Annotated in this window: 31 protein-coding genes; 23 read left to right on the forward strand and 8 right to left on the reverse strand. The window is 64.3% G+C overall.

Annotated elements, in window-relative coordinates; genetic code table 11:
- Positions 1–16 precede the first annotated feature (16 nt).
- Complete coding sequence (locus tag HJO_RS09590) at positions 17–1,417, reverse strand: ActS/PrrB/RegB family redox-sensitive histidine kinase (RefSeq protein WP_035616508.1); 1,401 nt, start codon at positions 1,415–1,417, stop codon at positions 17–19.
- A gap of 62 nt (positions 1,418–1,479) precedes the next feature.
- On the opposite strand from HJO_RS09590, the gene HJO_RS09595 reads away from it, so the two are divergent.
- Positions 1,480–2,118, forward strand: a complete 639-nt coding sequence (locus HJO_RS09595) for an SCO family protein (protein WP_035616509.1) — start codon at positions 1,480–1,482, stop codon at positions 2,116–2,118.
- A gap of 10 nt (positions 2,119–2,128) precedes the next feature.
- On the opposite strand, the gene HJO_RS09600 is transcribed toward HJO_RS09595, so the two are convergent.
- The gene (locus HJO_RS09600) at positions 2,129–2,911 is read right to left on the reverse strand and encodes a 3-hydroxybutyrate dehydrogenase (RefSeq protein WP_277813163.1); all 783 of its coding nucleotides are present in this window, start codon (positions 2,909–2,911) and stop codon (positions 2,129–2,131) included.
- Between the two features lie 96 nt (positions 2,912–3,007).
- Between HJO_RS09600 and HJO_RS09605 the strand changes: the two genes are divergently transcribed.
- From HJO_RS09605 to HJO_RS09630, 6 genes are all read left to right on the forward strand, one after another.
- Entirely contained in the window at positions 3,008–3,439 is a 432-nt protein-coding gene (locus HJO_RS09605) for a DUF350 domain-containing protein (RefSeq protein ID WP_035616511.1), read from the forward strand.
- 21 nt (positions 3,440–3,460) lie between these two features.
- Entirely contained in the window at positions 3,461–4,282 is an 822-nt protein-coding gene (locus HJO_RS09610) for a S1 family peptidase (protein ID WP_035616514.1), read from the forward strand.
- Positions 4,279–5,190: an orotidine-5'-phosphate decarboxylase gene (pyrF, locus tag HJO_RS09615; protein WP_051618473.1), complete on the forward strand. Its 912-nt coding sequence runs from the start codon at positions 4,279–4,281 to the stop codon at positions 5,188–5,190. Before HJO_RS09610 ends, pyrF begins: the two co-directional genes overlap by 4 nt.
- Positions 5,191–5,293: 103 nt before the next feature.
- On the forward strand, positions 5,294–7,450 hold the full coding sequence (locus HJO_RS09620) for a PQQ-dependent dehydrogenase, methanol/ethanol family (RefSeq protein WP_035616515.1): 2,157 nt from the start codon (positions 5,294–5,296) through the stop codon (positions 7,448–7,450).
- Between the two features lie 59 nt (positions 7,451–7,509).
- Entirely contained in the window at positions 7,510–8,049 is a 540-nt protein-coding gene (locus HJO_RS09625) for a tellurite resistance TerB family protein (protein ID WP_035616516.1), read from the forward strand.
- 63 nt (positions 8,050–8,112) lie between these two features.
- A complete protein-coding gene (locus HJO_RS09630) occupies positions 8,113–8,937 on the forward strand; it encodes a hypothetical protein (protein WP_035616517.1) in 825 nt (274 codons plus the stop codon).
- On the opposite strand, the gene HJO_RS09635 is transcribed toward HJO_RS09630, so the two are convergent.
- The gene (locus HJO_RS09635; protein WP_035616518.1) at positions 8,921–9,601 is read right to left on the reverse strand and encodes a glutathione S-transferase; all 681 of its coding nucleotides are present in this window, start codon (positions 9,599–9,601) and stop codon (positions 8,921–8,923) included. The two genes, HJO_RS09630 and HJO_RS09635, sit on opposite strands and share 17 nt — an antisense overlap.
- The gene (locus HJO_RS09640; protein WP_035616519.1) at positions 9,598–9,894 is read right to left on the reverse strand and encodes a YciI family protein; all 297 of its coding nucleotides are present in this window, start codon (positions 9,892–9,894) and stop codon (positions 9,598–9,600) included. Before HJO_RS09640 ends, HJO_RS09635 begins: the two co-directional genes overlap by 4 nt.
- A gap of 138 nt (positions 9,895–10,032) precedes the next feature.
- On the opposite strand from HJO_RS09640, the gene HJO_RS09645 reads away from it, so the two are divergent.
- The gene (locus HJO_RS09645) at positions 10,033–10,638 is read left to right on the forward strand and encodes a TetR/AcrR family transcriptional regulator (RefSeq protein WP_035616520.1); all 606 of its coding nucleotides are present in this window, start codon (positions 10,033–10,035) and stop codon (positions 10,636–10,638) included.
- 241 nt (positions 10,639–10,879) lie between these two features.
- Here the strand turns inward: HJO_RS09645 and tsaD are convergent, their stop codons facing one another.
- Positions 10,880–11,986 carry a tRNA (adenosine(37)-N6)-threonylcarbamoyltransferase complex transferase subunit TsaD gene (gene tsaD / locus HJO_RS09650; protein ID WP_035616769.1) on the reverse strand — a complete coding sequence of 369 codons (1,107 nt, stop codon included), beginning with the start codon at positions 11,984–11,986 and terminating at the stop codon, positions 10,880–10,882.
- A gap of 145 nt (positions 11,987–12,131) precedes the next feature.
- Between tsaD and HJO_RS18645 the strand changes: the two genes are divergently transcribed.
- Positions 12,132–12,707, forward strand: a complete 576-nt coding sequence (locus HJO_RS18645) for a thermonuclease family protein (RefSeq protein WP_051618474.1) — start codon at positions 12,132–12,134, stop codon at positions 12,705–12,707.
- Between the two features lie 20 nt (positions 12,708–12,727).
- Here HJO_RS18645 and lepA read toward each other — a convergent pair whose 3' ends face one another.
- Positions 12,728–14,533 carry a translation elongation factor 4 gene (gene lepA / locus HJO_RS09660; RefSeq protein WP_035616771.1) on the reverse strand — a complete coding sequence of 602 codons (1,806 nt, stop codon included), beginning with the start codon at positions 14,531–14,533 and terminating at the stop codon, positions 12,728–12,730.
- A 214-nt stretch (positions 14,534–14,747) separates the two neighbouring features.
- Here lepA and HJO_RS09665 point away from each other — a divergent pair, with 214 nt between their 5' ends.
- The 7 genes from HJO_RS09665 to HJO_RS09695 all read left to right on the forward strand — a co-directional run bounded on the left by HJO_RS09665 (position 14,748) and on the right by HJO_RS09695 (position 19,822).
- Entirely contained in the window at positions 14,748–15,209 is a 462-nt protein-coding gene (locus HJO_RS09665; RefSeq protein WP_035616521.1) for a protease inhibitor I42 family protein, read from the forward strand.
- A 9-nt stretch (positions 15,210–15,218) separates the two neighbouring features.
- Positions 15,219–16,319, forward strand: a complete 1,101-nt coding sequence (locus tag HJO_RS09670; RefSeq protein ID WP_035616523.1) for an aromatic ring-hydroxylating oxygenase subunit alpha — start codon at positions 15,219–15,221, stop codon at positions 16,317–16,319.
- Positions 16,320–16,476: 157 nt separating this feature from the next.
- Positions 16,477–17,061, forward strand: a complete 585-nt coding sequence (locus HJO_RS09675; RefSeq protein ID WP_051618475.1) for a fasciclin domain-containing protein — start codon at positions 16,477–16,479, stop codon at positions 17,059–17,061.
- A gap of 81 nt (positions 17,062–17,142) precedes the next feature.
- A complete protein-coding gene (gene ruvC, locus HJO_RS09680) occupies positions 17,143–17,646 on the forward strand; it encodes a crossover junction endodeoxyribonuclease RuvC (protein ID WP_035616524.1) in 504 nt (167 codons plus the stop codon).
- Positions 17,647–17,755: 109 nt separating this feature from the next.
- Complete coding sequence (ruvA, locus tag HJO_RS09685; protein ID WP_199285757.1) at positions 17,756–18,379, forward strand: Holliday junction branch migration protein RuvA; 624 nt, start codon at positions 17,756–17,758, stop codon at positions 18,377–18,379.
- A complete protein-coding gene (gene ruvB / locus HJO_RS09690; RefSeq protein WP_035616526.1) occupies positions 18,376–19,404 on the forward strand; it encodes a Holliday junction branch migration DNA helicase RuvB in 1,029 nt (342 codons plus the stop codon). The genes ruvA and ruvB overlap by 4 nt, the downstream gene beginning before the upstream one ends.
- Position 19,405: 1 nt before the next feature.
- Positions 19,406–19,822, forward strand: a complete 417-nt coding sequence (locus tag HJO_RS09695; protein WP_035616528.1) for a GFA family protein — start codon at positions 19,406–19,408, stop codon at positions 19,820–19,822.
- On the opposite strand, the gene HJO_RS09700 is transcribed toward HJO_RS09695, so the two are convergent.
- Positions 19,819–20,181 carry a DUF983 domain-containing protein gene (locus HJO_RS09700; RefSeq protein WP_241764714.1) on the reverse strand — a complete coding sequence of 121 codons (363 nt, stop codon included), beginning with the start codon at positions 20,179–20,181 and terminating at the stop codon, positions 19,819–19,821. The two genes, HJO_RS09695 and HJO_RS09700, sit on opposite strands and share 4 nt — an antisense overlap.
- Positions 20,182–20,298: 117 nt before the next feature.
- On the opposite strand from HJO_RS09700, the gene HJO_RS09705 reads away from it, so the two are divergent.
- The 3 genes from HJO_RS09705 (at position 20,299) to HJO_RS09715 (ending at position 22,128) form a co-directional block, all read left to right on the forward strand.
- Positions 20,299–20,850 carry a lipocalin family protein gene (locus HJO_RS09705; RefSeq protein WP_035616775.1) on the forward strand — a complete coding sequence of 184 codons (552 nt, stop codon included), beginning with the start codon at positions 20,299–20,301 and terminating at the stop codon, positions 20,848–20,850.
- A 17-nt stretch (positions 20,851–20,867) separates the two neighbouring features.
- Positions 20,868–21,323, forward strand: a complete 456-nt coding sequence (locus tag HJO_RS09710; RefSeq protein WP_035616531.1) for a YbgC/FadM family acyl-CoA thioesterase — start codon at positions 20,868–20,870, stop codon at positions 21,321–21,323.
- A 235-nt stretch (positions 21,324–21,558) separates the two neighbouring features.
- Positions 21,559–22,128: a PadR family transcriptional regulator gene (locus HJO_RS09715; protein WP_162173815.1), complete on the forward strand. Its 570-nt coding sequence runs from the start codon at positions 21,559–21,561 to the stop codon at positions 22,126–22,128.
- 63 nt (positions 22,129–22,191) lie between these two features.
- Here HJO_RS09715 and HJO_RS09720 read toward each other — a convergent pair whose 3' ends face one another.
- On the reverse strand, positions 22,192–22,938 hold the full coding sequence (locus tag HJO_RS09720; RefSeq protein WP_035616532.1) for an endonuclease/exonuclease/phosphatase family protein: 747 nt from the start codon (positions 22,936–22,938) through the stop codon (positions 22,192–22,194).
- A gap of 61 nt (positions 22,939–22,999) precedes the next feature.
- Between HJO_RS09720 and cls the strand changes: the two genes are divergently transcribed.
- The 4 genes from cls to HJO_RS09740 all read left to right on the forward strand — a co-directional run bounded on the left by cls (position 23,000) and on the right by HJO_RS09740 (position 26,813).
- Positions 23,000–24,457 carry a cardiolipin synthase gene (gene cls / locus HJO_RS09725; protein ID WP_035616533.1) on the forward strand — a complete coding sequence of 486 codons (1,458 nt, stop codon included), beginning with the start codon at positions 23,000–23,002 and terminating at the stop codon, positions 24,455–24,457.
- 222 nt (positions 24,458–24,679) lie between these two features.
- Positions 24,680–25,393 carry a MotA/TolQ/ExbB proton channel family protein gene (locus HJO_RS09730; RefSeq protein WP_035616534.1) on the forward strand — a complete coding sequence of 238 codons (714 nt, stop codon included), beginning with the start codon at positions 24,680–24,682 and terminating at the stop codon, positions 25,391–25,393.
- 3 nt (positions 25,394–25,396) lie between these two features.
- On the forward strand, positions 25,397–25,834 hold the full coding sequence (locus HJO_RS09735) for an ExbD/TolR family protein (RefSeq protein ID WP_035616535.1): 438 nt from the start codon (positions 25,397–25,399) through the stop codon (positions 25,832–25,834).
- Positions 25,835–25,853: 19 nt separating this feature from the next.
- Complete coding sequence (locus HJO_RS09740; RefSeq protein ID WP_035616536.1) at positions 25,854–26,813, forward strand: hypothetical protein; 960 nt, start codon at positions 25,854–25,856, stop codon at positions 26,811–26,813.
- The last annotated feature ends 8 nt before the right edge of the window (positions 26,814–26,821 follow it).

Here is a 26,821-nt window from a genome sequence, read left to right on the forward strand (position 1 = left end):
GCCGCGTTCCTTCTGGCTACTCGGTTTCAATATAGGGCTTTTGCACGCCTTGCGACAGTATTGAAGCCTCCAGCGCTGCCCGCGGCCACAGCGCCTGCACGATGGCGCCGGTTTTCGGCAAGGGGCGGTTGCGTGTGGCGATTCGTCCGCCAGTGCGTTCAATCAGGGTTTTTGCGATGAAAAAGCCAAGCCCCATGTCGCCGCCGCCCAGCTGGGCCTCGCTGCGTTGCGAAACATAGGGCTCGCCGAGCTTGGGCATGACTTCCGCCGCAAAGCCGGGCCCGTCATCGGAGATCGTGATCAGGATCTGGTCGTCGGTCCAGCTCGCCACGGCGTCGACACGGCTTGCGGCAAAACTGACCGCGTTCTCGATGAAGGCGCCCAGCGCGTGAAGGATTTCCGGGCTGCGATTGAGAACCGGGGCCTTGGCTTCGCCGCGCTCGCCGGCAATGGCCCGGACGGTCAGGTCCACGCCGAGCCCCTTGAAAGGCGCCGCTGCCTCTTCGACCAGCGCGTCGAGCGGCATCAGCGCGTGGACCATGTCGGTCGCCTCGCGGGCTTCGCGGATCGTGGCCAGGATGGTGCGGCACCTGTCGGCCTGTTCGGCGATGAGGCGCACGTCCTCCATGTGCGGATCGTCAGGGGAGAGTTCCCCGAGCAATTCCTTCGAAACGAGATGGATCGTGGCCAGCGGCGTGCCCAGTTCGTGAGTTGTCATGGCCGACATGGCGCCGAGGGCCGACAGCTTCTGCTCGCGGGCCATGACGACGCTTGCCGCATCCAGCGCCCGGACCAGCCGTGCCTCGTCCTGGCTGACCCTGACTGCCGACAGGGAGAAGAACACGACGCCGACCGCCAGCGCCGTGAGCTGGCCCCACTGGAACAGCGGCGGCAGGCTGATCGGGTTGGTGTCGATCCAGGGCAGGGGCAGCGACGCGACCGACATCAGCGCCGCGAGGACCAGGGCGAGCACCGCGATCAGCGTGGCCCGTGCTGGCTGCAGGCTGAGCGCGGCAATCGTGACCGGCGCCAGCAGCAGGAGCAGGAAGGGGTTCGACAATCCGCCCGTCGCGGCGATCAGTGCCGCCAGCTGCACGGTGTCGAAGGCCAGCTGCAATGTCGCCTCCCAGCCCCGGGTCAGGCGCTGGCTCTGGAAGGCAAAGGCCAGGAGGACATTCAGCCAGGCCGAGGATGCGATGATTGCAAGGCAGAGCGCCAGTTGCATCTGGAAGCCGAACACCATGGTGACGAACACGACCGCTGCCGTCTGGCCTGCAACGGCCAGCCAGCGCAGCGTGATGAAGGTGCGCAGCCGCGTGCGACCGAGGGCCGACTGCGCCGAGCCGAGCCCCTCCGGTGCCAATATGAACAGGGCTTCGTCCAGCCCGGAACGGGAATCGGCGGTAAGATCATCCATGATCCGCTTATGCGTCAGCGTGACGCTTGCGCCAAGCGCGGCGTTGGCGTCATAACCGCGCCATGACCCTCCCTTATCGCACCCTCATCGCTGCGTTCGGCGCCCTTGCCGCCACCGCCTGCTCACCCGCCCCTTCGGACACCGCCTCCACCGCGCCGAAAGCCACGTCCGGCGGCATGCAGTCGGGCTGCCTCAGCCGCGCCTATCCGGAAATCGGCGGGCCGATCTCGCTGGTCAATGAAAAGGGCGAAGCGGTCACGCAAGACACGTTCAAGGGACATCCGGCCCTGATCTATTTCGGGTTTACCTATTGCCCGGATGTCTGCCCGATGACGCTGGTCTCCGTCGCGCGCGCCTACAAGATGCTGCCCGAGGGCATGACACCGCCGCAAACGCTGCTGATTTCCATCGATCCGGAGCGCGACACGCCCGAAAAACTCGCCGAATACATAACGACGTCTGCGTTCCCGGAGAATCTCACCGGCCTGACCGGCACGCCGGACCAGGTCCGTGCGGCAACGGAGGCTTTCGTGGCCGACTTTTCCAGGGTCGACGATCCGAACAGTTCGGCCGGCTACACGATGGACCATACCAGCCTGCTCTATCTCATGGACAGCGACTGGAACCTCAAGACCTTCTTCACCCATGAAGACACCAGCGAAACGATCGCCGCGTGCCTCGCTGACGTGCTGGAAGAGTAGCGCCGGCGGCCTATTCGGCGGTCCAGCCGCCATCGATCGACAGTTCCGCGCCATTGATCTGGTCGGCGTCCGGCGAGCACAGGAATGCGGCAAAACCCGCAATCTGTTCGACGGTCACGAATTCCTTGGTCGGCTGCGCCTCGAGGATCACGTCCTCGATGACCTGTTCCCGCGTCAGGCCACGCGCCTTGGCAGTATCGGCAATCTGGCCATCGACCAGTGGTGTATGGACATAGCCCGGGCAGATCAGGTTGCACCGCACGCCGTGCTTGGCGCCTTCCAGCGCGGTCACCTTCGTCAGGCCGGCGAGGCCGTGCTTGGCGGTGACATAGGCAGACTTGAACGGCGAGGCGACCTTGGCATGGGCGCTGCCGGTGTTCAGGATGCGGCCCCAGCGCTTTTCCTTCATGCCGGGCAGGGCCAGGCGCGTGGTATGGAAGGCGGCCGTCAGGTTCAGGGCGATGATCAGGTCCCATTTGGCAACGGGGAAGTCCTCGATCGGGGCAACGAACTGGACGCCGGCATTGTTGACCAGGATGTCGGCGCCGCCAAAGTCGCTGGCGACATAGTCCATCATCTCCGCGATCGCCTCGGGCTTGGTCAGGTCGGCGCCCGAATAGCCGACTTTCACGCCATGATCCTTGGCCAGGCCGGCGCGCTGGGCTTCGATTTCGCCGGCATCGCCAAAGCCGTTGAGGACGACGTTGCACCCTTCGCGCGCAAACCGGGTTGCAATCGCCTGGCCAATGCCACTGGTGGATCCGGTGACGAGTGCAGTTTTTCCGCTCAGCATGATTAAGTCTCCTTGAGGCGCGCGCGCGCTGTGTTTAGGGATAGATGCGGCCTCGGGAGGGCCTTGGGTGTGACCTGCAGCAAATAGGGTTGATCAATGGACGGTGAAATTGGCGCTTTCGTGGAAGCATTTCCGCGCTTCCTGTTGTGGACAACCTCTGCAGGCGTGATGTTGCTCGTTGCAAGCACTATCTATGTACTGCTGACGCCATGGAAAGAGCTCGCTCTCGTCAAAGGTGGGAATGCTTCGGCAGGCCTCGCCCTGGCGGGCGCGATCACGGGACTTGCGATTCCCATTGCATCGACGTTGGCATCGAGTGTTTCACTGATTGATCTGTTGATCTGGGGCGTCATTGCGCTTCTACTTCAATTGATTGTTTACAGGCTGGTAGACGTGGTGCTGCGTGATATTCCACAACGGATCGAAGACGATCAGGCCGGAGCGGCCATTGTGCTTATCGCAGCGAAGCTTTCTTCGGCAATCATTCTTGCAGCCGGGTTATGGGACCCCGCGCTGCAGAGGTTCTAGGTAACAGGAGCTGCGCCTCATATGAGATCGTTCGACTGGGTCGTCTATGTACTCGTCTTCGCTGTTCTCGTCGGCACACTCTTTGCGAATGACAAGGACGCCGACGCGCCGGAACCGCCGCCGACACTGCTGGAATCCGACGGCCCCACCCTGCCGCCGCCGTCCATTCTCGACGAACAGGTCCTGGTCCAGGTCGACGCGCCGAAAGACGGCATCGGCACCGCTTTTGCCATCAATGACAAGGGCGACTGGATCACCGCACGCCACGTTGTCGATGGCTGCCGCAATGTCGGCCTCCTCGTGGCACCGGGCCAGTATGTGCCGGTCGACCGGGTGCGCGTCGATCCGGATCACGATCTCGCCCTGATCTCGACCGGGCGCAGCCCCAGCCCGGTGAAGCTGGACCTGGTTTCGCCGCTGAAGATCGGCGCTGAAGGCTACCATGTCGGGTACCCGCAGGGCCGGCCGGGCGAAGTGGCAACACGCCTGATGTCACGTTCCAAGCTGATCACGCGCGGACGCCGCGACGGCACCGAACCGATCCTGGCCTGGGCCGAGATCGGCCGCACGCGCGGGCTGGACGGCTCGCTGGGCGGCATTTCCGGCGGGCCGGTGTTTGACAAGGATGGCGGCGTGCGTGGCGTGATCGTCGCGGAGAGCCCGCGGCGCGGTCGCATCTACACGGCCGCCCCGTCTTCGGTGGAAGCCTTCCTGACCAGCCTCGATATCCTGCCGGTCGACGGACCGCATGATGCGTTTACCGTCAGCACCTATGGCCCGCAATCGGACAATGCCCGCCGTCGCTTGCAGGTCGTCAAGGTGGCCTGCCAGGTGCAGCCATGAGTGATTTTGCCAGCCGGATGACCGGGTCCGCCCGGCGGCTGGGGCCCTTGTGTGTCGGCATCGACCCTCATCCGGGGCGGATCCCGGACCTGTTCGGCGGCGATACGCCGGATGGGATCAGCCGGTGGGGCAGGGGGGTGGTCGCCGCAGCGGCGGGGCGGGCCGGAATCGTCAAGCCGCAGGTCGGCCTGTTCGAGCGCCACGGGCCCGAAGGCATGCGCGCCCTGCAGGACGTGTGCGCCGCAGCGCGCGAAGCCGGCCTGCTGGTGATCGCCGATGCCAAGCGTGGCGATATCGGATCGACAGCCGAAGGCTATGCCCGCGCCTATCTCGGCGTGGACGCGCCGTTCGCCTGCGATGCCGTGACGGTGAACCCCTATATGGGGATCGACACGCTGGAGCCGTTCCTGCGCGAGGCCGAAGCGAACGGCAAGGGCGTCATCGTGCTCGCCCGGACGTCGAATCCGGGCTCAGCGGATTTCCAGGCGAAGGATATGGGCGGTGCCCCGCTTTATGCGCGCGTGGTGCAGGCACTGGCGCCTGCCATTGCACGCCTCATGGGCCCGTCGGGATGGTCGTCGCTGATGCTGGTCGCAGGCGCCACCGGCCCTGACGAGGCCCGCGAGTTGAGGGCGCTGGCGCCAGGTGCGCCTTTCCTGGTGCCGGGATACGGCGCGCAAGGCAGCGGTGCCAGGGATGCGCTGGCCGGCTTTGTCCGACGCGGCAACCGCCTTGAGGGCGGCGTGGTGAATGCGTCCCGGTCGGTCACCTTCCCGGCATCGGCCGATGCGGCGGGTGACATGGCCGCATGGACCAGCGCCATCCGTGCAGCAATCGATGCAGCCCAGGCCGATCTTGTCGCCCTCAGCGGGGCGACAGAAAACGCCGGCAGCGTGATTGGCGGCTGACCTTGGGAAACGCCTCGACAAACGGGTTTGAGGTATTAGCATGTTTCGCAATCACAGAAGCGGCCTCTGACCGCTCGCCACCATCCAAGGGGAGACAGCGGCCATGGCTTATTGGCGTTCATTACTCATCGCAGGCAGCGCCGTGGCGCTCATCTCGGGTTGCGCGCCCAAGCCGACCGAAAAAGCTGATGAACCGCCGGCGCCGCGCGCCTTCGCGGATGTCGATACGGCCCGCATTGCAACGGCCAGCGGCGGCGCCGAATGGCTGACCTATGGCGGGACATATGACGAGCAGCGCTATTCCAGCCTGACCGGCGTCAACACCGAAAACGTGTCGCGCCTCGGCGTGGCCTGGACCTACGACCTGGCGACAAATCGCGGCGTTGAGGCCACCCCGATCGTTGTCGACGGCGTGATGTATGTCACCTCTGCCTGGTCGGTCGTTTACGCGCTCGACGCAAAGACCGGCGAAGAAATCTGGACCTATGACCCCGACGCAAACCGGGCCGTGGGCGTGAACGCCTGCTGCGATGTCGTGAACCGCGGTGTCGCGGTCTATGGCGGCAAGGTCTTTGTCGGCGTGATCGACGGGCGGCTCGAAGCGCTGGACGCCAAGACCGGCGCGCGGATCTGGAGCACGGTCACGGTTGACCAGGCCAAGCCCTATACGATCACCGGCGCACCGCGCGTGGTGAATGGCAAGGTCCTGATCGGCAATGGCGGGGCCGAGTTCGGCGTGCGCGGCTACCTGACCGCCTATGATGCCGATACCGGCAAGAAGCTCTGGCGCTTCTACACCGTGCCCAACCCGAAGAAGCAGCCCGACCATGAAATCTCCGACTCGGCTTTCGAGTCGGTCGGGAACGTGACGTGGGGCGACGAGGGTGCCTGGGTGACGGATGGCGGCGGCGGCACGGTCTGGGATTCCATCGTCTATGACGACGTCAACGACCAGATCATTTTCGGTGTCGGCAATGGCTCGCCCTGGAACCGCACGTTCCGCGACCCGTCCGGCGGCGACAACCTGTTCCTGTCATCGATCGTGGCGGTCGATGCGAATACCGGTGCCTACAAGTGGCACTTCCAGACGACGCCCGGCGACAACTGGGATTATACCGCGACACAATCAATCATCCTGGCTGACCTGCCGGTGGGTGAAGATGGCGCCCCCCGCCGCGTCGCCATGCAGGCGCCGAAGAACGGCTTCTTCTATGTGCTGGATGCGGCCACAGGCGAGTTCCTGTCCGGCGATGCCTTTGGCCCGATGAACTGGGCGACCGGGCTCGACGAGGCCGGCCGGCCGATCGAGGTTGCGGCGGCCCGTTATGGCAAGGTGCCTCACCAGCAGCTGCCCGGCCCGCTCGGTGCACACAATTGGCAACCGATGGCCTTCAGCCCCGATACGGGCCTTGCCTACATCCCGGCCCAGGAAATCCCGCAAGCCTATGTCGAGGACCCACGCTTTGCCTCGAAGGCCACTGGCTGGAATACCGGCGCCGATTTCTCGTCGGGTATCCCGCCGATCGCGCCGCCCGATGTTGCCAAGTTCCTGCGCTCGACCCTGAAGGGACGCCTGATTGCCTGGGACCCGGTGGCGCGCGAGCCGCGCTGGACGGTCGAGCATGAGAATGCCTGGAATGGCGGCGTGCTGGCAACGGCCGGCAACCTGGTCTTCCAGGGCAAGCTGAGCGGTGACTTTGTCGCCTATAACGCCCTCACCGGCGAGAAGCTGTGGAGCCAGAACGTCAAGTCGGGCGCGGCGGCCGGTCCTGGCACATACATGATTGACGGCGAGCAATACGTCACCATCACGACCGGCTGGGGCAGTGCCTTCGCGCTGGTCGCCGGTTACGCCTATGACGAGACCGTGCCGTCGACGGTCGGAAAAGTGGTGACGTTCAAGGTCGGCGGAAACGGCCTGATCGCGGATGCCGATTTCCCGGCCATCGAGCGCACCCCCAAGGCCGATGCCTTTGGCGACGAGACCCTGCTCGCCTCGGGAGCGGTCCTCTTTTCGCGCAATTGCATGGTCTGCCACGGCGCGCTGGCGAAAAGCTCCGGCGTGCTGCCTGACCTCCGCTGGTCGGCGATCACCGGCAATGCCGAAGCCTGGCGCGGGGTCGTGATCGACGGCAACCTTTCGGCAAACGGCATGGTGTCCTTTTCAGACTATGTGACACCGGACGACGCCGAGGCCATCCGTGCCTATGTGCTGGCACAGGCCCACGCCAACGCCGACACACCGGATGACGAGCAGTAAGTCTCCCAGCCGGCGCGATTGATGTGGCGCGTCCCTTTGGGGCGCGCTACACTTTTTCCATGCAGTACCTGCTTGGCATCCTGATCATCGTCGCGGCGACCGGCCTCTGGTCGTGGCGGCTGCGCATGGCGCGCGACCGGGCGCGCGCGGCCGCCGACATGGCGCGCGCGGCGGCGAACCTGCCGCACAAGCTGGCTTTCCGCTACAAGGCCGGGCGCAACGGCCTGACCCGGATCGAGGACCCGCGCGAAGCGGCGGCCATCATGATGATGGAAGTCGCGCGGGCGCGCGGTGGCCCGCTGACGCAAAAGCAGAGCGATGCGATCGATGAGGAGATCATGCGGCATTTCGGCTTCTCGCCCAGCGACGCGAATGAGCTGACCGCGCACGCGGCCTGGGTTACCAATCACGCGCCGCTGCCGGAGCAGACGATGCGCAGCCTCAGCCAGCTGATCCTGTCAGACCGCAATCTCGGTTCGAAGGAGATCATCGACCTGGACAGCATGCTTGTCGCTGTGTCCGAAGCCGAGGGCGTGCCGACGCGCGACCAGCTCTCGCTGCTGCAGGTGTATCGTGATCGGGCGGGGCTGAAGACGTGAGGCCAGCTGCCTGCCAGATCCGGTGCCTTGCGCTTCGCCCGAACCGGCATTAGGGCCACGCGGATGGCCCAGCTTCCCCCCGCTGCATACCGGTCGCGCGTGCGCGCCGACAACTGGCACAATTACTCCGTGCTGCGGCACCGTGCGTTTGATGGCATGCTGGTGACCTCGAAGAATTCCGGTACGCACTGGCTGAAATACATGCTGGCGGTCGCGCTGGCAGAATCCTACGGGATCGAACGGCCGAAATATTTTTCGGAGAACGCGGTGCGGCCCTATATCGGCTGGCCGAAGGACAAGGCGACTTTCCCGCAACTGCCGCGCCTGGCATTCAGCCATACCATTCCGCACCGCCTGGCCGACTGGTCATGGGCGCGCGAGCTGGCGGGCCTGCCGCCCTATGTGCTGGCGGTGCGCCACCCGATGGCCATTCTCGCGAGCCACCATGCCAAATGGGAATATGACATCCAGGTCGACTGGCTGACCTATCTGAAGGGCGATCCGGCCGGCAAGGCCTATCGCTGTGACATTTACTGGCTGGCCCGGTTCTGGAACCGCTGGGGCGAGATCAAGGCCGACGCGAAGGACATGGTCCTGACGGTGCATTACGAAGACACCCTGCGCGATGCCCGCGCTATCCTGGAGGCGGTGGCCAGGCAATGGTCACTGGCCCTCACGCCGGCGGCGATCGACGCGGCACTGGCGGCGGGCACGAAGGCCGAAATGGCCAAGCATGTCGATCCGGACGCCGAACCGAACGTGCTGCAGAACCGCAAGACCGCGCTGTCAGACCTGTTCTCCGGCGAGGCGCTGGACCTTTACCGCCAGCAGGCCAGAGCCCTGTTCCGGCACGATCTGGGCTATGACCTGTTCAGCCTTCCGGCTTGAGATAGCCGCTTGAACGCCCGTCGGGGCCGTAGCGGATCCACCACGGTTCGGCGGCGGCCTCTGCCTCCAGTTTCAGGAAGACGGGGTCTGCGAGGACGGCGTCGGCATAGGCCTGTGCGGGGGCGCTGAGGGGGAGGGAATAGGTGCGGAAGCGGGTAACGACCGGGGCGTAGAAGGCATCGGCCGCGCTCCATTTTCCGAACAGGAAAGGCCCGCTCTTGCCGAACCGGTCGCGCAGGCCGGTCCACAGTGAGTCGATGCGGGCGATGTCGGCGGCGAGCGCCGGCGTCATGTCAGGGGCTGCGTGGCGCGCGCGGATGTCCATCGGGCAGGCAGCGCGCAGCGCGGCAAAGCCCGCATGCATTTCGCAGGCAGCAGCGCGGGCGACGGAGCGGGCCGTGGGGTCTTCCGGCCAGACCGCGCCGGGCCCGGCCCATTCGGCGATCCATTCGGTGATGGCGAGGCTTTCCCAGATCGTCTCGCCATTCCAGATCAGCAGCGGCACACGCGCTGTCGGGCTGATCTCCTGCAGTTTCGCGGAGGTTTCCGGGAAATCGAGCGGGATTATCACCTCTTCCACCGGCAGGCCGACATGACGGGCGACGAGCAGCGGGCGGATCGACCAGCTGGAATAGTTCAGGTTACCGAGGACGAACTGGTTCATGCCGGCTTCCCATCGCCGATCGACCAGCGGGTCTCATGGATGTCGACGCGGCCGAAGACACCGGCCTGGTTGTACGGGTCCCTGGCGGAAAGGGCGCGGACGTCTTCAAGGCTGTCTGCTTCGACAATGAAGAGCGAGCCGACCATGGCACCGTCGGCGCTGATCAGGGGGCCGGCCATGCGCACCGTGCTGCCGAGGCCGGCGGCCCATGCGAGGTGGGCCGGGCGGGTCTGGGCGCGCAACGCGGCGCCGCCGTCTTCCTTGTCGAGGCAATGCAGGCTGTAGAGTGGCATGGGTGGTCCTTCCGGGGCAGGTTCGTGCTAAACAGGCTATGGCACAAGCCTCGCGCACTGCCTACTCGCTCGCCGGAACGTGAAAATGCACAATGAATAAATCATTGATCCTTCAGGAATTAGTAGTAAGGTTTGCGCATGAATGACACCACAGATACCCGCCGCCAGATCCTGGATGCCGCGATGGAACGCATCCATCACTATGGCTACGGCAAGACCACGATGTCCGAGATTGCCCGCGACTGTAATATGTCGGCCGGCAACATCTATCGGTTCTTCGCCTCCAAGATCGACATCGCCGAAGCCATGGCGCGCAAGTTCAACGCCAAGGTCTTTGAAGACTACGCGGCGATTGCGCGAAAGAAAACAACGGCCTCGGCGCGCCTGAGGGAGTTCTTCGAAATGAGCCTCGAGCGGACATTCACCGCGATAGAGGAAGATGCCAAGATCCTTGAAGTCGCCAATGTCCTAAAGACGGAACGCCCGCTCTACTTCAACGAACAGATGGCGCAGGAACGCGTGTACCTGGTGCAAATACTGAACGATGGCGTACAGACAGGCGAGTTCCGCCCGCTCGACCGGCCCGAGGAAACTGCTGAATTCATGCAGGCTGCCCTGATGAAATTCCGGTTCCCGCAGCTGTTCTCGGCCCTGTCCCTGCCCAAGCTGCAGCGGGAATTGAGCGGCGTGCTGGATATCCTGCTGGCTGCCCTTTCATGCGGGGCCTGCATACCGGATCGATGACAAAATCTAAACTCTGAATAATATTGAAATCGTTCATTGATTATTATTCAGGACCTGCTATATGAGGGTCATGGAAGACTATGGTGCCTTCCAGAAGATGTGACCAAGAGCCCTCAAATGACCCTCTCGAAAACTGAAACACGCCAATCGTTTTTTGCCCTGATCGCTGCCATCCCGTTTTCCGTAGCGCTCATCGCAGCCACGTTCGCCCTCGCCGAATTTGCGGTGTAGTGACGACCGATCAGGCCTTGGCGCCCCGGCGCCCCGTGGCATAAGCCGGATCACGCGTCGCTGACGCTTCATCCAGCGGCCACCGGGGTCTCGCCCCGGCGCCAAGGTCCCCGATCCCCTCGATCCCGCCAGCGGCCAGTCGCTCGGCTCCGACGAGGGCGATCATCGCGGCATTGTCCGTACAGTGCCGCAAGGGCGGCGCGACAAGCCGCCCGCCGAATGCCGCCGCTTCCGCTTCGAGCGCCGTGCGAACAGCCTGGTTGGAGGCAACACCCCCGGCCACGACGAAGCGGATCTCTTCCCCCTCACCCGGATCAAACCCCTCGAGTGCCCGGCGCGCCCTGCCGGCCAGCACGTCGCAGACGGCTGCCTGGAAACTGGCGCAGAGGTTTGCGAGGCGCGTGTCGGTCAATGGCGCTTCGGCGGCGGCGCGCGACACGGCGGTCTTGAGGCCGGCAAAACTCATGTCCAGGCCGGGCCGGTTCATCAGCGGGCGGGGAAAACTGAACGCCTTCGGATCGCCCTCCCTGGCCAGCCGCTCAACGGCCGGGCCACCGGGGAAGCCGAGGCCGAGCACCTTGGCCGTCTTGTCGAAGGCCTCGCCCACGGCATCGTCGATGGTGGTGCCGAGCCGGCGATAGTCGCCCAGCCCGCGCACCTCGAGGAACTGGCAATGCCCGCCGGACACCAGCAGCAGGAGGTAAGGGAAGGGGCAGTCATTGCCGAGCCGGGGGCTGAGCGCGTGGCCTTCCAGATGGTTGACCGCGATGAAGGGCTTGCCGGCCGCCTGCGCGATGGCCTTGCCGGTCATCATGCCGACCAGCACGCCGCCGATCAGGCCGGGGCCGGACGTGGCGGCGACGCCGTCGAGGCCAGCATAGGAAAGCCCGGCCTGCTTCATGGCGGCGGCGACCGTCCTGTCGGCAATCTCGGCATGCGCCCGTGCAGCAATCTCCGGCACGACGCCCTGATAGGGGGCGTGTTCCTCCAGTTGCGTGTGGATCACGTCCGCCAGCAGCGTCGCGCGCCCGTCCTCGAGGCGCAGCACGGCCGCAGCCGTCTCGTCGCAGGAGGATTCAATGCCGAGGATTGTGAGCGCACGGGTCATCGGGGGCATATAGACCCGCCAGGCAAAAGGGAGAAGGCCGCTATTCAGCATTAAGCGACCCCGACACGAATCTTCAAAATTCGATCATTTCAAAAAACCACATCTGAAGTCTCTTCTGAGACTCTTCCGGCCAGATTTCCGGAGGCCGGTGCGGATGGGCCGCAAAGACAATGTCATCGAATTCAGCCGGGCTGCCGCCACGCGGCGCCACCGGCGGACCATAACGCGCTACCGCCTTGGCTGGCGGCCCCGGTTCCGCATCCTGAGTCGGCAGAAACTGGCGGCCCTGTTTTGCCTCGCCATTCTGGCGGGTACGGTCTCGGTCATGCACACCGATCGTCCGTTGTGGGACCAACCGGCGCCTGAAAGGCCCATGACGAGCGCGCGTTCCGGTTCTGATCGTGTGTACGTAAGCTGGGTTGACGGTGACAGCGGTGAAATCAATGGCGCGCGGTTCCGGTTGCATGGCGTGGATGCACCGGAAGGGAGTCTCTCGCGGGCCCGCTGCAATCGCGAGCGTCAGCTGGCGGATGAGGCGCGCAGGGCAGTGCGCGCGCTGACTCAAGGGGGCGGTGTCACCATCCGGCGCTCTCACGGCTTTGACCGTTACGGTCGCGAACTGGTGGACCTTTCGGTTAATGGACGTGATGTCGCCCAAAGCCTGATGGCCCGGGGGTACCTGAAGCGCTGGCGCTATGGCATCGAAAGCAAGCCAAACTGGTGCGGTTGACGCCCTGCGCCGACTGTTGATCAGTCCCCGTCCATCCTGAGCGCCGCGACGAAGGCTTCCTGCGGGATTTCGACCTTGCCGAACTGGCGCATGCGCTTCTTGCCGGCAACCTGCTTGTCGAGCAGCTTGCGCTTGCGGCTGGCGTCGCCGCCATAGCATTTGGCGGTCACGTCCTTGCGCAGGGCACTGAGGGTTTCGCGGGCGATGACCTTGCCGCCGATCGCGGCCTGGATCGGGATCTTGAACATCTGCCGGGGGATCAGGTCCTTCAGGCGTTCGCACATCTGGCGGCCACGGCTCTCGGCCCGGTCGCGGTGGACCAGCATGGCCAGCGCGTCGACCGGCTCGTCATTGACCAGCACCTGCAGCTTCACGAGGTTTTCGGCGCGGTGGCCGATGATCGTGTAGTCGAAGCTGGCATAGCCGCGGCTGATGGATTTCAGGCGGTCGTAGAAATCGAAGACGACTTCGTTGAGCGGCAGTTCGTATTTCACCATCGCGCGCCCGCCGACATAGGAGAGCTCTTTCTGGACGCCGCGCCGGTCCTGGCAGAGTTTCAGGATGCCACCGAGATATTCGTCCGGCGTGTAGATGGTCGCGTCGATCCACGGCTCGCGGATTTCCTTGATGCGCACGACATCCGGCATGTCGGCCGGGTTGTGCAGCTCGGTCTCGGTGCCGTCGGTCATGGTGAGTTCGTAGACCACTGACGGCGCAGTCGCGATCAGGTCGAGGTCAAATTCGCGGCTGAGGCGTTCCTGGATGATCTCGAGGTGCAGCAGGCCGAGGAAGCCACACCGGAAGCCCATGCCGAGGGCGGCAGAGGTTTCCATTTCCCAGGTGAAGCTGGCATCGTTGAGGCGCAGCTTGCCCATCGCGGCGCGCAGGTCGTCGAAGTCTCCGGCGTCCATCGGGAAGAGGCCGCAGAAGACGACCGGCTGGACTTCCTTGTAGCCCGGCAGGGCCTTGTCGCAGGGGCGCTTGTCCTCGGTGATCGTGTCGCCGACAGCTGTCTCGCCGACTTCCTTGATCGAGGCGACGAAATACCCGACCTCGCCCGGGCCGAGCGCGTCGGTCTCGGTGAGCTTCGGATTGAACGTGCCGACCTTGTCGATCTCGTAGACGCCGCCGGTGCGCATCATGCGGATCGACTGTTTCCGGCGCAGGACGCCGTCATGGATGCGGACGATGACGACGACGCCGAGATAGGGGTCGTAATAGGCATCGACGAGCGCGGCCTTGAGGGGCGCGCTGGCGTCGCCGCCGCGTGGGGGCGGCAGGCGCGTGACAATGGCTTCGAGGACGTCGGGGATGCCGAGGCCGGTCTTGGCCGAAGTCAGCACCGCGTCGGAGGCATCAAGGCCGATAATGTCCTCGATCTGTTCCTTGACCCGGTCGATGTCGGCGGCGGGCAGGTCGACCTTGTTGAGGACCGGCACGATCTCGTGGTTCTGGTCGATGGCCTGGTAGACATTGGCGAGGGTCTGCGCCTCGACCCCCTGGCTGGCGTCGACGATCAGCAGCGAGCCTTCGCAGGCAGCCAGGCACCGGCTGACTTCATAGGCAAAGTCGACATGGCCGGGCGTGTCCATCAGGTTCAGCGTGTAGGTTTCGCCATCCGCCGCCGTATAGGCGAGGCGAACGGTCTGGGCCTTGATCGTGATGCCGCGCTCTTTCTCGATATCCATCGAATCGAGCACCTGTTCACTCATTTCGCGGTCGGTCAGGCCGCCGCACGCCTGGATGAGGCGGTCGGCCAGCGTCGACTTGCCGTGATCGATATGGGCAATGATCGAGAAATTGCGGATTTTTTCACGTGGTGTCATGGCCCGCATATAGCGAGGGATGGCGGGCGCGCCTAGCAGCTTTCGCTGCTTTCAGGTGCGGGCCGGGCGGGGGACGCTTGCCACGCGCCTGCATGGCGTGTTTACGGATGTCCCGGCCAATGGTGCTAAACGACGCGGTGTGCATTCCCGTTTTGAACTGTAAGCGTCTATACATGCACACTCCACGGCTCGAATCGCCTGAAGGGACCACATCATGGCGCGCACCCGGAACCTGTTCGCAAGCTGTGGCCTGGCGGCCGCGTGCCTTGGCCTTGCTGCCTGTGAGCCGTCGCCACGGCTGCCCGCAGAGGCGCCAGTGATGCAGGCCGACGGTGTGACCCATGCCGGCGCGGACCAGAATGGCGGGGCCGTGACGCTGCAGGCCGACGGGGTGTTGCGCGTCGAACTCGAAACCATTCCGACTGCAGGCTATATCTGGGAAGTGGTCAGCCAGCCGGCATTCCTGGAACTGGTCGACGAAGCGACGCGGCCGACCGACCCGGAATTCCAGAACCAGGAGGGTGTCACTGGCGGCAATCATTTCATGGCGTTCGACTTCCAGGCCGTGGCCGCCGGCACCGGCCGGATCGAGATGGTCGAGCATCGGCCCTGGGAAGAGAACGTGCAGCCAAGCGGCACCTGGCATATCGACGTGACGGCCCAGGCTGCGCCATAAGACAAGTTCATGGCTGACACGCAAACCCCCTCTCCTCCAAAGGCCGGCATCACCGAAGACGGCTACCTGACCGACAGCTGGTATCTCGCCGCTGCGTCGAGCGAGCTGAAGGCAGGCCGCCAGCACCGGATCATGGTCCTGGGCGAGCCGGTCGTGATCGGGCGCACGCCTGCGGGCGAGGCGTTCGCGCTGCGCGACATCTGTCCGCACCGCCTGGTGCCGCTGTCAGCCGGGCGCCAGCTGGAGACGGACGGCGAGTGGACGCTGCAATGCCCCTATCATGGCTGGCGCTTCGGCACGGATGGCGGTTGCCGCCTGATGCCGAGCCTGACGGCCGACAGCACCTATGAATCGGGCCGCGTGAAGGTGCGCCAGTATCCGCTGCACGAGGCCAACGGCGCGGTCTATCTCTATGTCGCGCACAATCCCCGCCTTGATGCGCCGCCCGCCGTGCCGCCGCCGGAATTCGGCCCGCTGCCGGACAAGCCGGGCTTCGTGATCCATGACGTGTTCAACGCGCACATGGATGATGCCGTTGTCGGCCTGATGGACCCCGCGCACGTGCCTTTCGTGCATAATCAGTGGTGGTGGCGCCCGCCATCGGTGGGCCTGAAGCTGAAAGAGAAGCAGTTCATCCCGACCGAGCGCGGCTGGGCCATCGACCGGCACGCACCAAGCTCCAATTCGAAGCTGTACCGCTGGGTGTTCGGCGACAATGTCGAAACCGAGATCCGGTTCCAGCTGCCGGGCTTTCGCTGGGAGATCATCTCGAACGAGAAGATGCGTGTCCTGACGCTGACCTGCCTGACGCCGGAAGGGCCCAAGCGCACGCGCATCACGCAGTTCACGTGGTGGACCGGTGCGCCGCTGCTGAACCTGGCCGTGCCGATTGCCATTCCGATGGCACGGAAATTCCTGCGCCAGGACGGTGACATGGTCGACCTGCAGAACATGGGGCTCGCCCACCAGAAGGCGATGCTGTGGATCGATGATATCGACGTGCAGGCCAAATGGTACCAGCGCCTGAAGCGCGAATGGACCGAGGCCCGCAGCGAAGGCCGCGACTTCGCCAACCCGATCGAGCCGCGCGTCCTGAAATGGATGAGCTGAGGCCGTCTGGCCCTGCTTGACCATGGCAGGCGTTTCGATCCGGCCGCGCGGGAACGATTTTCCATGGCCGGGCGTTAGCCATTGGATTGCCCGTCATCCGGCGGGTCCTGCACATTCGCTTGCCCGCCATGACCCCTCCAACCATGAGGCCTGACTGATGAAACCGCTTTTCCTGACCGCCCTGGCCGCCAGTGCCCTGATGCTGGCTGCCTGTTCCCCGAAACCCGACGCACCGTCCGACAGGATGGCCAACCCGGCCGCAGAGACCGGCATGCCCGGCGCTGAAACGGTGCCGCCAGCCATGACGGAAACAGTCGAGCTGCCGACAGTGACCGACATTCTCGGCTCAAGCCCGGATTTCACGATTCTGGTGTCAGCAATCGATGCAGCGGGCATGACGAACACCCTGTCCGGCGACGGCCCGTTCACCGTGTTTGCGCCCACCAATGAAGCCTTTGACGGTTTGCCTGACGGCCTGCTGGACGAGCTGATGAAGCCGGAAAACAAGGACAAGCTGAGCCTGTTCGTCGGCTATCACGTGCTGAACGGCAAGATCATGTCGAAGGACCTGATCGGCAAGGCCGAGGCCGTGCCCTCGATCAACAATCGCGACATGCTGATCGATGCGACCGGCGACGAGATCATGGTCAACACGGCCAGCGTCTCCATGGCCGACATCGCGGCGGGGAATGGCGTTGTACACGTGATCGACCAGGTCCTGGTGCCGCGATTCGAGGAATAGGCCGCCACTGCCCGGCCAAACCGGAACAAATGGGGAAAATGCAAGCTGTCATTAACTTCGCTGCCTGATAGGGTAGGCGACATGACAGCAACGATTCGCATTCTCGGTGTCGACCCGGGCCTCCGCCATACCGGCTGGGGCGTGGTGGAGCAGACCGGCGCGCGCCTGGCGCATGTGGCGCATGGCGTGATCTCGGTCGATCCGGGCCTGGAAATGGCCGCGCGCCTCGCGGGGATTTTCACCGCCATTACCGAGATTGCACGCCTGCACGCGCCGCATGCGGCCGGAATCGAGGAAACGCTGGTCAATGCCAATCCGCGCTCGGCGCTGAAGCTGGGCCAGGCACGTGGTGCCGCGATGGCGGCCCTGTCGCTGGCCAGCCTGCCGGTCGCCGAATTTGCCCCGCGCAAGATAAAGCTGTCCGTGGTCGGCACCGGCACGGCGGACAAGACCCAGGTGATGTTCATGGTGAAACGCCTGTTGCCGCGCGCCGGCGAGATGAAGGAAGACGCCGCCGATGCGCTGGCCTGCGCCATTTGTGCGGCCCATCACCTGCCTCTGGAGATGAAGCGGGGCGCGGCATGATACGAGCCTGTGTTTCGCCCGGCTCGTCCTTCGACTTCGCTCAGGATGAGCCTCGGATCAGCGCTCATCCTGAGCGACGTCGAAGGATAAGCGCGGGGAGGTCAGAGCCATGATTATCGGCCGCCTGACCGGGACGATCGCGGCCATGGGCCTCGATCACGTGCTGATTGACGTGAATGGCGTCGGCTATGTCTGCCAGGCGGGGACGCGGCTGCTGAGCCGGGTCCATGCCGGAGAAACAGCCGTCCTGCATGTCGAGACCAAGGTGAGCGAAGCGGCGATCGTGCTCTACGCCTTCGGGACAGACGAGGAGCGGGCCTGGTTCGTGCGCCTGCAGGATGTGCACGGCGTGGCGGGCAAGGCGGCGATGGCCATTCTCGATGCGCTGACACCGGCGGAAATCATGGACGCGATTGCCCTGGGCGATGCCCGCGTGCTGGAGCGCGCCAAGGGCGTCGGCAAGAAACTCGCCGAGCGGATCGTGCTGGACCTCGGTGGCAAGGCGCCGCCAATGGGCCGGTTCGGCAAGTTCGATGCGGCCAATGCGGCAGGCATGGCGAGTGCGCCGGCTGTGGCCACGACAGGGCCGCGCTCGGAAGCGATTTCGGCCCTGGTGAACCTTGGATATGGCCAGAGCGACGCGGCCCGCGCGGTGGCGGCGGCCGTTTCGACGGCTGGCGACACGGATGTCGGCCCGCTGGTCAAGGCGGCGCTGAAGGAACTTAGCCGGTGAGCCGCGAAGGCGAGCTCTCCGATCCGAATTCGCAAGGCGGCGATGCGCTGGACCGCGCGCTGCGGCCGCAGACGTTCGAAGACTATGTCGGCCAGCGCAAGGCCAAGTCGAACCTGAAAGTCTATGTCGACGCGGCGCGGGGGCGCAGCGAGGCGCTGGACCATGTTCTGCTGTTCGGCCCGCCGGGGCTTGGCAAGACAACGCTGGCGCAGATCCTGGCGCGGGAAATGGGTGTCGGCTTCCGGGCAACGTCCGGCCCGGTGATCGCCAAGGCAGGCGACCTGGCGGCGATCCTGACCAATCTCGAGCCGAACGACGTGTTGTTCATTGACGAAATCCACCGCCTGCCGGCGATCGTGGAAGAGATCCTCTATCCGGCGATGGAGGACTATGCCCTCGATATCGTGATCGGGGAGGGGCCGTCGGCACGCTCGGTGCGGCTGGACCTGTCGCCGTTCACGCTGGTCGGTGCGACAACGCGGGCGGGCCTGCTGGCAACGCCGCTGCGCGACCGGTTCGGGATACCGCTGCGGCTGGAATTCTACGAGCCGGAGGAACTGGCGCGGATCGTCATGGCGGCGGCGCGGAAACTCGGTGCGGCGATTACCGAGGATGGCGCAGTCGAGATTGCCGGGCGGGCGCGGGGCACGCCGCGGATCGCGCTGCGCCTGTTGCGCCGCGTGCGGGATTTTGCCGAGGCCGAGGGCGCGAAGATCGACAAGGCGGCTGCGGCGCGGGCGCTGAAGCGGCTGGAGATCGACGAGGACGGCCTTGATGCGCTCGACCGGCGCTACCTGCATGCGCTGGTGAAGACCTATGCCGGCGGGCCGGTGGGGGTGGAGACGCTGGCGGCGGCGCTGTCAGAGGCGCGCGATGCCGTGGAAGACGTGATCGAACCTTACCTGATGCAGAAGGGCTATGTCGCCCGCACGCCGCGCGGCCGCACGGCGGCGCCGCTGGCCTATGAGCGGCTTGGGCTTCCGGCGCCGGGCGGGCAGCAGAGCGGGTTGTTCGGGGAGAAGTGAGATGGCGGACGCGGTAACGGGAAGCTGCTTTTGCGGGGCAGTCGCCTACGCGGCCGATGGCCTGGGGCCGATTGGCCATTGCCATTGCAGGACGTGCCAGAAGACCCATTCGGCGGCCTTTGCCACAACGGCGCGGACTGCGCGGTCCGGCTTTCGCTGGACCCGGGGCGCGGACATTGTCGCCGGTATTGAATCCACGCCCGGGAAAACACGGCATTTCTGCCCGAAATGCGGGACACACCTGATGGCGCACTGGCATGACCAGGACCAGCTGATCCTGCGCGTCGCCAGCATCGATTCCCCGCTGCCCTCAAGGCCCGTGGTCCATATATGGACCAGCCACAAGGCTGCTTTCTTTGACTTCGACGATGGCCTGCCGCAATGGCCCGAAGGGGTTCCGCCGCCAGCGAACGCCTAGGTCTGGTTGTTCTTCTGCAGGCGCCAGAGGATGCCGATGAAGACGCCCTTGACGCGGGGCAGCATCAGGAGGACGGCGCCGATCGCGCCGATGCCGAGGATCGGCAAGGCCAGCCACAGGGGCACGGACGGCGTCATCGACACCAGGAAGGTGATCGCGGCGAGGAACGGCCCGAGGATCAGAACGGTAAACCAGGGCGGGCCGTCATCGGCGGGTATCTCGCCGGTCGGCTCGCCGCAATGGGTGCAGACGGGGGCCTGTTTGATGAGGCCCTCAAACAGGCGGCCTTCGCCACAGGCCGGGCACCGACCGCGCAGGCCGCGCAGGATAGCCGTCAACATCGGGCGGGAAGATGGCATCATGAGCCTCGTGGGGGTTGGTTGTTCCCCTGCTTCGCATGGGAAGTGGCGCATGGCCAGAACCGGTTGAAACCGAAAGGCCGGTCCGTGCGTATAGAGCCGCAGGAGGATGTCTTCATGAAACCACTCGGCTTTGCCGCTCTCGTCGCGACCATCGCATTGTCAGCCTGCACCAGCCAGCCGGATTACCGCGCCGCTGAAACGGCCCCGCCCACCGTTCCGCAGGTCGACCTGACGCGATATGCCGGTCTCTGGTACGAGATTGCCCGCTATCCCAATGGCTTTGAGAAAGACTGCGCCGGCGTGACTGCGGAATATGTCCAGCGCGACGATGGCCGGATCGATGTGATCAATACCTGCCACAAGGGCAGCGTCGATGGCCCGGTCAAGGTTGCCAACGGCGTGGCGCGGGTGATGGAGCAGTCGGGCAATGCGCGCCTGAAGGTAAAATTCGCACCGTCATGGGTGCCGTTCGCCTGGGGTGACTACTGGATCCTGCACCTGGAACCGGACTATTCGGCCGCCCTGGTGGGTGATCCGAGCGGGAAGTACCTGTGGATACTCGCGCGGGACAAGGTTCTCGAGGATGAAACGCTGACGCGGATCAAGACCCGGGCCGAGGCGCTTGGCTATGAGACCGCGCCGTTGGAGATGACGGATCAGGGGTGATCTGCTAGGCGGATTTCATGACCCAGCCGCCGCTTGATGACCGCCACTTCGATTCCGATCGCCAGCACTGGATCACGGTGCGTGTCTATTACGAGGACACCGATTTTACCGGCATGGTCTACCATGCCAACTACCTGCGCTTCTTCGAGCGGGGCCGGTCGGACCATTTGCGCGATGCGGGGATTTCCCACCAGTCGCTGCTGGACCGCGAGGACCCCGCGGCCTTCACGCTGACCAATGTGAATGTGACCTACAAACGCCCCGCCAAGGTAGACGACCTGCTGCACATCCGCACGCGCTACCTGGGCATGGACGGGCCGCGCATCCGGTTCTCGCAGGCCTGCCTGCGGGACGGGCAAATCGTTGCGGAGGCCGAGATCACGGCCGTGATGATCCATGCTGACGGGCGCCTGCGCCGCCCGATCCGTGAAGTGGCCGAGCATCTGGAAGCCTTTGTCTACAAGGCGAAATAGCCCTGTAATTGCTAGAATATTTCTGAAAATCGCCTGCCGGCAGGGATGCTGGCGGGCTTTTTTCATGCCTGCGCCTTGCATTTAGATATATCTAAAACTATCTTTCAATCAGATATATCTAAAAGGAGTATCGATGAAACACCAGGAACCCGATGACAGGCCTGTCCTGTCTGGCGAACTTTTGGACAATGACGACACATTCGGCCGCCACAGGCGCCGTGGGAAAGGACACAACATGCACAGAAGCAACAAAGAGGCGCGCCATGCGCGCTGGCACATGAAAATGGCAATGGGCGGCGGACACCGTCACGGGCGGGGAGGGCATGGCGGCGGCGGACGTCGCGGTGGCCGGCCGCTGGGACACGGCGACCTTCGCGTCCTGATCCTCAGCCTGATCAGCGAGACGCCGCGCCACGGCTATGACCTGATCCAGGAAATCGAGACCCGCACCGGCGGCACCTACAAGCCGAGCCCGGGCGTCATGTACCCGGCACTGGAAATCATCCAGGACCTTGGCTGGGCCGAAGTGCGCACCGAGGACGGCAAGAAAATCTTCCACATCACGGAAGACGGCAAGGCCGAGCTTGAGCGCGAAGCGGAAACCGTAGACGCCATTCATGCGCGTCTGGCCGACCTGTTGCGCGCCGAGGAAGACGTCGACCCGACGGATGTGCGCACGGCCATGCACCGGCTGCGCCATACGATCATCAAGACGGTACGCCACAAGCTGACGGACGAGGCGCGCCAGCGCCGGATTGTCGAAATCCTGACCGCGGCGAAGGACGAGATCGCCTCGCTCGACTGATCTTGAGGGCCGGAAAACGAATGTGCGGGGCGCCTGAGGGTGCCCCGCATGTGATTCCGGGGGTCAGAACCTGATTTCGGCCGAGACGGGCAGGTGATCGGACAGTTGCAGTGCAAGGCTGCGGCGATGATCGAGGGTCACGCTGTCAGAATAGACGATATGGTCGAGGTCGCGCTGCGGACGCCATGACGGAAAGGTCGGGATCTGCGGATGGTTGGCGATCTGGGCGCTGTTCGCCTCGGCAAACGCCTCCAGATGAGTGGAACTGTTCGTACAGTTGAAGTCTCCGACGACCAGGAACGGGTTTTTCCGGGGCAGGTGCTGGCCGATCGCCTGGAGCTGCTGGGACTGGTCATCCCGGCCCAGGCTGAGGTGCAGGTTGGCGACCGAAATCCCCTGTCCCACCTGCACATTGGCGATGAGACAGCCGCGGCCCTTCACGCGCCCGGGAAGCTTGAAATCATGGATGTCGGACAGGGCGTACCGACTGAGAATGGCGTTGCCATGCAGGGAGATGCCCGGAATGGCCCGGTTCTGCTGGACCGCGACATGGCTGTGACCGGACAGGGTGGCGATCTGTTCGGCCTGGCTGGTAAAACCGGACCGTCGGCCCCCCAGGTCCACCTCCTGCAGGCACACGACATCATAGGTCCTGACGATTTCCGCGATTTTTTCCAGCGTGGAGCGCTTGGCGCTGGTATTGAATACCTGATGATGCGCGCGCGTCAGGTATTGCGAATACTTCGTCGTGCCGATCGCGGCCTGGATATTCCAGGTCAGGATCTGGAGAGACTGGCTCTTCCTGCTCATCGAACGGCCGGAACATGCGGTTCCACCCGGCGTTGGGCGGGACTAACTGAAAGGGACTGCGTTGCTTCCAAGTTCACTTCTCTTTGCGCTCCATATCGCGATCGCCGTCGCCCTGACTTTCCGGTTGCTGTACCGCAAGCTGGCCGTCAGCACGACGCTGGCCTGGATCATCATCCTGTACTCCCTGCCTTATATAGGGATCTTTTTGTACTTCCTGTTCGGCGACCACCGGATGGGTCGCAAGCGCCTCGGCCAGGGTGACTGGATCCGGCAGTTCTACCTGCGCCGTTATGGCGTCGAGGAAGAGCCGTTGCTGGACGTGACGCTCGAGGCCAACGAAACCCTGCGCGCGCTCAGCCTGGGCGTGGCGACACATACCGGCTTTCCCGTCACCCACGACAACCGGCTGGAACTGCTGGAAGATGCCGGCGACATTCTTGACCGGATCGTTGCCGATATCGACCAGGCAACCAAGACCTGTTTCCTCGAATTCTACATTGTCGAACCGAAAGGCCGGGTCACCGCGGTGATGGAGGCCCTGGTGCGGGCGGCCCAGCGCGGCGTCGACTGCAACCTCCTGGCCGACAGTTTCGGCAGCAAGGCGCTGTTCCGGTCCAGCTGGCTGCAGCGCCTCAGGACCGCCGGTGTCGATGTCGAAGCCTCGCTGCCGGTCGGCCTGATCAAGTCGCTGTCGCAGCGCACCGACCTGCGCAACCACCGCAAGCTGATAACGATCGACCAGACGATCGGCTATATCGGCAGCGCCAACCTGGTGGACCCTAAAGTCTTCAAGAAAGACAAGGCAGTCGGCCAATGGGTCGATACCATGTTCCGGCTGGAGGGGCGCATCGTCGATTCGCTCGGCTGCGTGTTCAATGCCGACTATATCTTTGATTGTGTCGGACTGGACGTCGACCGGGCGGCCCTGCGTGACCTGCCGACCGACCGTCCGGTCGTGGCGCCTGCCGGCAACGTGGCCCTGCAGCTGTTGCCGTCCGGGCCGGAGACCCGCGACAGCCCGATCCATGAATGGGTCGTCTCGGCGATCTTTGCCGCGCATCGGCGCGTGTCGATCATCACGCCGTATTTCATTCCGGACGAGACGCTGACGCTGGCCCTGAAGGCGGCCCGCAAGCGCGGTGTCGCGGTCGACGTGATCGTACCGGAAAAGATCGATTCAAAACTCGCCCAATATGCCAGCGAGTCGGTGTTCGAGGAGTTGCTGCAGGCCGACATTCGCATTGCCCGCTATACGGATGGCCTTCTGCACACCAAATGCGTGCTGATCGACGACACGATCGCGATGGTCGGCACGGTCAACATGGATACGCGCAGTTTCTACCTGAACCTGGAGCTCACCCTGATCGTCTATGACGGGGGCGTCTCGCGCCAGCTCGAACAGATGCGGGAAAGGTATCTGGCGAAATGTACCTATATCGACCCGGAAGAATGGGCCGCGCGATCGAACTGGCAGCAGATGAAGGAGAACATTCTCCGCCTCGCCGCTCCGGTTCTCTAGGGGCGCCCCGAAGGGTTGCCAAGATGCAATGAAACGGCAAACGCCCACCAATCCTTAACCAAAACACCTTAGCGGTTAACCCAGCTGCGGAAACTCTCGGGTGTGCCGTGTTTCCGCCAGATTTGGTGGTGAAACAGGGGCGGAGCCGGGGCCTTGTGCCGCTGGCAATGACTCATGTGCGGTGTGCAACGCGCCCGCAGACTTCAAGGAGCGGCATATCTCATGGAATCCGAAGCGATAGGCACGGCGGCCAGCAATAGCGATTTTTCCCTGGTTTCTCTGGTATTCGACGCCGATCCCGTCGTGAAACTGGTGCTCCTGTTCCTGCTCGGCGCATCGGTCTGGTCGTGGATGGTCATCGGCGAAAAGCTGTTTTCGCTCGGCAGTGCGCGCAAGAAGGCGCGCCAGTTCGAGCAGGCTTTCTGGAGCGGACGGACAGAGGAATTCGACATGCGGCCGGGCCAGGTGCCGGGCGATGCAGCCGGACGCGTGTTCGCCTCGGCAGCGCGCGAATGGTCTGACGCCCGTCGCGGCGCCCACCAGACCGGCGAAGCAGCCGCGCTCGTCAACCGGGCCGAGCGCTCCATGCGTGCGGCGGTCGACCGTGAACTCGGCAAGGCCGGCAGCGGTCTCGGCGTTCTGGCGACCATCGGGTCCGCCTCTCCGTTCATCGGCCTGTTCGGCACCGTCTGGGGCATCATGAACGCCTTCCTGAACATCGCCGCGCAGCAGGACACGAGCCTGGGCACAGTTGCCGGCCCGATCGCGGAGGCGCTGTTTGCCACCGGCATGGGCCTGGTTGCGGCCATCCCGGCCGTCATCTTCTACAACAAGTTCACCGGCGACCTGACCAAGCTGGGCGACCAGCTCGACACGTTCTCGCAGGATGTCCTGGTGCGCCTGTCGCGCCGCGCCTCAGACGCGTCGAGGGACTAGGCCATGGGACTCATTCTCGGATCCGGTGGCAAGGGCGGGCGGCGCGGACGGCGCGCCCTCAATGCCGAAATCAACGTCACACCCTTTGTCGACGTCATGCTCGTGCTGCTGATCGTGTTCATGATCACGGCGCCCCTCCTGGTGCGGGGCGAGGATGTCGCGCTGCCGAAGACGCGCTCCGGCCCGATCAAGACCGAACCGAACGATGCGCCGCTGGCCATCACGGTGCAGGCCGATGGCACGATCTTTGTTCAGAATACGGAAGTCTCGATCGACGAACTCGGCGCGAAACTGGCGGCGATCATCGGTGAGGGCTATGAACAGCAGATGTACCTGCGCGCCGACGCCAGCGTGCCGTATGGCCGTATCATGGACGTGACCGCAGAAGTGCGCGCCGCCGGGTACACCCGCCTCGCATTCGTCACCGAACAGAAGAAATAGCAGGGCACCCCCCAGACTCATGATTCGCGGTTTCACCATTTCAACGATCGTCCATGCCAGTGTCCTGGCCATGGCGGTCCTGTCATGGCCGCACCAGAAGTCGGAGTGCGACAAGGCGATCGAAAAGCTGGAGCGCGAGCAGCCGGGCCTCGACGCGGTCGACATCCTGATGCGCCTGCCGCAATGCGCGAGCGCCATCGACGTGCCGATCGACTTTGTCGATATCGGCCTCGTGACCGACATTGCGCCGATCACGAAGGCCGAGCCGGAACCCGAGGCCGAACCCGTCCCGGAAGAGGCGCCTGACGAAGAGGCAGACCCGGCGGACGAGGAAAACTTGACCCCGGAAGAAGTTGACGCAAACGATACGCGCGCTGAGGAACCGAGCGAAGACGACATCGTTGTAGAAGACGACAAGGCCGAGCCGGAACCGAAGCCCGAGCCGGAGAAGGAACCGGAAAAGAAGAAGCCGGAGCCGAGGAAAGAGGAAAAGCTGGTCGAGAAAACCAAACCCAAGGCCGAGTCCGATGATCTCGATTTCCTCAATGACTTCGAGGATGTCCTGAAGACCAAGGCCCAGAACCAGCGCAAGGCCCCGCCGCCGGCAGAGCCGCCGCGGATCCAGAAGCCGGTTCTGACCGATGCGCAGGAGCCGCGCCGGGGCGCAGGCAACCGCACAGGCAACACCGCGTCGTTGCAGGCTGCGGTGCGCCGGCAGATCGGCTATTGCTGGAACGGGGTCGACGACCTGCCCAAGGAAGACCAGATCAATGTTGTCGTGCGCCTGAAGCTGGCCCGCGATGGCACCCTGTCCAATTCGGCCGAACTGATCACGCCGAAGTCGCGCCCGATCGGGCGTTCGGGCATCCCGGTGGACCTGGCCCTGAGGGCGGTGCGCAAGTGTGCCCCATACAAATTGCCTGCAGACGACTATGACCAGTGGCAAGAAATCGATGTGACCATCGGGCCGGAAAATTGACCGTCCCC

Source organism: Hyphomonas johnsonii MHS-2 (assembly GCF_000685275.1).
Lineage (GTDB): Bacteria > Pseudomonadota > Alphaproteobacteria > Caulobacterales > Hyphomonadaceae > Hyphomonas > Hyphomonas johnsonii.